This is a genomic window from Halochromatium sp., assembly GCF_046541315.1.
Lineage (GTDB): Bacteria > Pseudomonadota > Gammaproteobacteria > Chromatiales > Chromatiaceae > Lamprobacter.
Map to the genome: position 1 here is coordinate 1 of NZ_JBKHDN010000186.1, position 5,482 is coordinate 5,482.

General features: G+C 67.7%; 5 protein-coding genes and 1 riboswitch. All 5 genes read left to right on the top strand.

Annotated features, from left to right (window positions below):
• The first annotated feature begins 3 nt into the window (after positions 1–3).
• A riboswitch (glycine riboswitch) is annotated at positions 4–94 on the top strand.
• 219 nt (positions 95–313) lie between these two features.
• A complete protein-coding gene (gcvT, locus tag ACLFQI_RS11125) occupies positions 314–1,408 on the top strand; it encodes a glycine cleavage system aminomethyltransferase GcvT (protein ID WP_410759341.1) in 1,095 nt (364 codons plus the stop codon).
• Positions 1,409–1,657: 249 nt separating this feature from the next.
• Positions 1,658–2,050: a glycine cleavage system protein GcvH gene (gene gcvH, locus ACLFQI_RS11130; RefSeq protein WP_410759342.1), complete on the top strand. Its 393-nt coding sequence runs from the start codon at positions 1,658–1,660 to the stop codon at positions 2,048–2,050.
• 6 nt (positions 2,051–2,056) lie between these two features.
• Positions 2,057–3,430: an aminomethyl-transferring glycine dehydrogenase subunit GcvPA gene (gcvPA, locus tag ACLFQI_RS11135; RefSeq protein ID WP_410759344.1), complete on the top strand. Its 1,374-nt coding sequence runs from the start codon at positions 2,057–2,059 to the stop codon at positions 3,428–3,430.
• A gap of 137 nt (positions 3,431–3,567) precedes the next feature.
• Positions 3,568–5,031 (top strand): aminomethyl-transferring glycine dehydrogenase subunit GcvPB, encoded by a 1,464-nt coding sequence (gene gcvPB, locus ACLFQI_RS11140; RefSeq protein WP_410759345.1) that lies wholly within the window; start codon positions 3,568–3,570, stop codon positions 5,029–5,031.
• 129 nt (positions 5,032–5,160) lie between these two features.
• On the top strand, positions 5,161–5,482 hold a 322-nt coding region (locus ACLFQI_RS11145; protein ID WP_410759347.1), incomplete at its 3' end, for a diacylglycerol kinase.

The window sequence follows — 5,482 nt, forward strand, 5'->3', positions numbered from 1 at the left end:
TGGTTTATTCCCGCAGGAGAGACCGGTCTTCGACCGGCGCCGAAGGCGCAACGTCCGCCCGGAATCGCTCAGGCAAAAGGACTGCGGGACCCATACCAACTCTGGAGAGCGGCTACGGCAGTAGCCCACCGACGGGGCAGCGATCGGCGCCACCCAGGGCTCGCGGCAAGCGAGCACGCTTGGCGCTCGACGCAAACTCTCAGGTTCAGGACAGAGGGGCGGCGCGCGCAGTCACGGCTGTGGCGCTGGCTCGTCTGTCTTAAACCGCGCGCCCTCGTTGCCAGCAACAGCGGCCGCCAACCGGAGTCGCCGCATGGGATCCAGAACCCCCCTCTTTTCCGAGCACGAACGCCTCGGCGCCCGCCTCGTGCCGTTCGGCGGCTGGGACATGCCACTGCATTACGGCTCTCAGCTCGACGAGCATCATGCGGTGCGCCAGCAGGCCGGGGTCTTCGATGTCTCGCACATGCGCCCGATCGACATCCAAGGCGCCGATGCGCTGGTTTTCCTGCGACGGCTCCTGGCCAACGATGTCGCCAAGCTCAAGCAGCCGGGCAAGGCGCTCTACAGCTGCATGCTCAATGCCGACGGCGGTGTCATCGACGATCTGATCTGCTATTACCTGGGTCCCAACCGCTATCGGGCCGTGGTCAATGCCGCGACCGCAGACAAGGATCTGGCCTGGATGCAGGCCTGCATCCAAGGCGCCGCGGTCGGCATCAACAGCCGCGACGATCTGGCCATGCTCGCGGTACAAGGCCCGCAGGCCCGCGCCGAGGCCGCGGCGCTGCTGCCGGAGGCGCTCCGCGCGCCGGCCCTGGCGCTCAGGCCCTTCTTCGCCACCGAACAGGGCGACTGGCTGGTCGGACGCACCGGCTACACCGGCGAGGATGGCTTCGAAATCCTGCTGCCAGCCACCGAGGTCGTCGACCTGTGGCAAGCGCTCATCGCCGCCGGCGTGACGCCCTGCGGGCTCGGCGCGCGCGACACCCTGCGCCTGGAGGCCGGGATGAACCTCTATGGCCAAGACATGACCGAAGAGATCGGGCCGCTCGAGTCCGGTCTCGGCTGGACCGTCGCCTTCGAGCCGCCCGGGCGCGACTTCATCGGCCGCGCGGCGCTCGAAGCGCAGCGCTCGCGGGGCGGCCTGCGCGACTTCGTTGGCCTGCTGCTGATCGGGCGCGGGGTGCTGAGGAGCCATCAGCCGGTGCTGGTCGACGGCCAGCCGGTCGGCGAGGTCACCTCCGGCGGCTTCTCGCCCACCCTGCAACGCAGCATCGCGCTGGCGCGGGTCCAGCCCGGCATGGGCGACTCATGCGCGGTCGAGATCCGCGGCAAGGCCGTGCCCGCGCGGGTGGTGAAACCGCCGTTCGTGCGCCACGGCAAGGCCCGTATCGCCCTCGGCTAACAGGCATCAGGCGTCCCCCGAATGATGCAGCGCGCGTTATCTTCGTCAAGTTCAGTGCCGACGACGGACGAAACCTCGATCACCAGCGCTGCACAGCGCCGCAGACGGATTCCAGCGGGGCGGCCTCGGCCTGTCTCCGTGGTGCTGCTCTTTTCTCGCACACACCAGGCTCAAGGGCAGCTGCTCTGCGGGCCATATCGCCAACCGCCGCCGCTTCAACCGCGACGCGATTTCTCAGGAGTCTCTCCAATGAGCACCATCCCAACCGAACTGAAGTACACCGAGTCCCACGAATGGGTCAAGGACAACGGCGACGGCACCGTCACCGTCGGCATCACCGATCACGCGCAGGAGGCCCTCGGCGATCTGGTCTTCGTCGAGCTGCCCGAGATCGGCAAGCAGGTCGCCATCAAGGATGCCTGCGCGGTGGTCGAATCGGTCAAGGCGGCGTCCGACATCTATAGCCCGCTCAGCGGCGAGGTCGTCGCCGCCAATGAGGCGCTCGATGGCGCGCCCGAGACGATCAACGAGGATGCCTATGGCGACGGCTGGATCTTCCAGCTCAAGCTCTCGGACCCAAGCCAGCTCGACGACCTGATGGACGCCGGCGGCTACGAGCAGCTCCTCGCCGACGAGGGCTGAACCACCATGCCCTTCATCCCGCACACCGACGAGGACATCGCCGGCATGCTCGACGCCATCGGCGTCGACAGCATCGACGCGCTGTTCGACGAGATCCCCGCCGAGCTGCGCGCCCAGGGCCTGGACGGCGTCCCCGCTGGTCTGAGCGAAATGGAAGTCACCCAGCTGCTGCAAGCGCGCGCGCGCGCCGATGGCGAGCCGACCTGCTTCATCGGCGCCGGCGCCTATGACCATCACATCCCCGCCGCCGTCTGGCAGATCGCCACCCGCGGCGAGTTCTACAGCGCCTACACGCCCTATCAGGCCGAGGCCAGCCAGGGCACGCTGCAGGTGCTCTACGAGTTCCAGTCGATGATGACCGCGCTGACCGGGCTCGATGTCTCCAACGCCTCGCTCTACGACGGCGCCTCGGCATTGGCCGAAGCGGTGCTGATGGCGGTGCGCTCGAACCGCAAGGTGAAACAGCCGCGCGTGCTGATGCCGCGCAGCGTGCATCCGTTCTATCGCCGCACCGTCGCCAGCATCGTCCAGCATCAGGGCATCGAGCTGGTCGAGATCGACTTCGACAGGCGCAGTGGACAGACGCGGGTCGCGGACTGCGAGGCGGTCGCCGATGCGCCCTTCGCCGCGCTGGTGGTGCCGCAGCCCAACGTCTTCGGCGTGCTCGAGGACGTCGACGCGCTGACCGACTGGGCGCAGGCGCGCGATGCGCTGGTGATCGGCCTGGTCAATCCGGTCGCCCTCGCCCTGCTCTCGCCGCCGGGTGACTGGGGCCAGGCCGGTGCCGATCTCGCCTGCGGCGAGGGCCAGCCGCTGGGGATGCCGCTCGCCTCCGGCGGCCCCTATCTCGGTTTCCTGTGCTGCAAGCAGGCCTTCATCCGCCAGCTGCCGGGCCGCATCGCCGGCAGGACCGAAGACCTCGAGGGCAAGGTCGGCTACACCCTGACCCTGCAGGCGCGCGAGCAGCACATCCGCCGCTCCAAGGCGACCTCGAATATCTGCACCAATCAGGGGCTGCTGGTGACCGCCGCGACCATCCACATGGCGATCCTCGGCGCCGAGGGTCTCGAACGCGTCGCCGCCGCCTGCCATGCCAACACCGCCCGGCTGGCGCAACAGTTGTGCGAGGTGCCCGGCGTCGAGCCGATCTTCGACGCCCCCGCCTTCCACGAGCGCGCACTGCGCCTGCCAGCACCGACCGAGACGGTGCTGGCAGCGCTCGCCGAGCAGGACATCCTCGGCGGCTTCGATCTTGGGCGCGAGTATCCAGAGCTGGGTTCGGCGGTGCTGATCTGCGCCACCGAGAAGCGCACCGACGCCGAGATCGCCGCCTATCGCGAGGCACTCGCGAGCGCACTGGTGATCGCTCAAGCGGCCTAAGACCCTGTCCATCAATGGATTCCCGATGTCCGCGCCACTGTCCAGCGATCGTCGGGAAGCAGACACTGGGTAGCTACTGACAACCAACCCCTCACTCCTCACTCCTAATCACTCACTCCTCACGCCCCACCACCGCCATGCTGATCCACGAACACTCCCGTCCTGGCCGCCGCGCCACCGCGCAGGCGCCGCTTGCAACGGCCGATCATGCCGATCTGCCCCAGGCGCTGCGGCGCACGCAGCGCGCCGCGCTGCCCGAGGTCTCCGAGCTGCAGGCCGTGCGCCATTACACCCGGCTCTCGCAGCAGAACTTTTCCATCGACACGCACTGCTACCCGCTCGGCTCTTGCACGATGAAGTACAACCCGCGCGCCTGTAATAGCCTGGCCTCATTGCCCGGCTTCCTGGCGCGTCACCCCGCCGCGCCAGAAAGCCATAGCCAGGGCATCATGGCCTGCCTGCATGAGCTGCAGGACATGCTGAAGAGCGTCACCGGCATGCACGCGGTCTCGCTGGCGCCAGCCGCCGGCGCCCAGGGCGAGCTGGCCGGGGTGATGATGATCCGCGCCTATCACGATGCGCGCGGCGATCACGACCGGCGCGAGATGCTGGTGCCGGACGCGGCGCATGGCACCAACCCGGCCTCGGCGATCATGGCCGGTTTCAAGGTGCGCGAGGTGCCGACCGGCAGCAACGGCGATGTCGATATCGATGCGCTGCGCGAGGCCGTCGGTCCGCAGACCGCCGGCATCATGCTCACCAATCCGAGCACCGTCGGCGTCTTCGATCGCAACATCCAAGCCATCGCCAAGACCGTGCATGAGGCCGGTGGCCTGCTCTATTACGACGGCGCCAACCTCAACGCCATCCTCGGCAAGGTCCGTCCCGGCGACATGGGCTTCGATGTCATCCACATGAACCTGCACAAGACCTTCTCGACCCCGCACGGTGGCGGCGGACCGGGCGCGGGTCCAGTTGGGGTCTCGAAGCGGCTCGAGCCCTATCTGCCGATCCCGCTCGTGACCCAGGACGACGACGAGCGCTATCGGTGGCTCGACGAGGACGACCGCCCAGAGAGCATCGGCCGCCTGACCGCCTTCGGCGGCAACATGGGCATCCTGCTGCGTGCCTATATCTACGCGCGCCTGCTCGGCGCCGAGGGCATGCGCCGGGTCTCCGAGTTCGCCACCCTCAACGCCAATTACCTCCAGGCCCGCCTGCGCGAGGCCGGTTTCCAGCTCGCCTATCCGGGGCGGCGCGCCAGCCACGAGTTCATCGTCACGCTCAAGAAAGAGGCCAAGGACTTCGGCGTCAACGCCATGGACTTCGCCAAGCGCCTGCTCGATTATGGCTACCATGCGCCGACCACCTACTTCCCGCTGTTGGTGCCCGAGTGCCTGCTGATCGAGCCGACCGAGACCGAGTCCAAGGAGGCGCTCGACGGCTTCGTCGAGGCGATGATCAAGATTCGCGCCGAGGCCGAGCACGAGCCGGAGACGGTCAAGCAGGCGCCATACAGCCTGCCCTTGCGGCGGCTCGACGACGTACGTGCCGCGCGTCAGCTCGATGTCGCCTGGAAGCCCGCGCAGCATCGCCGCTGACCTGACTACTTCGGACGCACGCGACCTCAGACGCACGTGACCTCAGACGCATCGGGCCGCCCTCTGGGAGCAGAGAGTGCGGTCAGGGCCTGCGGCCCTGAATCATCACCGGGAGATTGAAACGCGACCATGGCCAACCACAACGTCAGCGGCTGGCGGAGGATCCTCTATGCCTTCGGCTACTCGATGAAGGGCTTCAAGGCCTGCTACGAGCTTGAGGAGGCCTTTCGCCAAGAGGTCTTCGTCCTCATCTTCCTGATCCCGCTGGCGCTCTGGCTCGGCGAGTCGCCGGTCGAGCGCGCCATGCTGGTCGGCAGCCTGTTGCTGGTGCCAGTGGTCGAGCTGCTCAACTCGGCGATCGAGGCCAATGTCGACCGCGTTGGCCTGGAGCGTAACGAGCTTTCCGCGCGCGCCAAGGACATCGCGTCCGCCGCGGTGTTCATGAGCATCA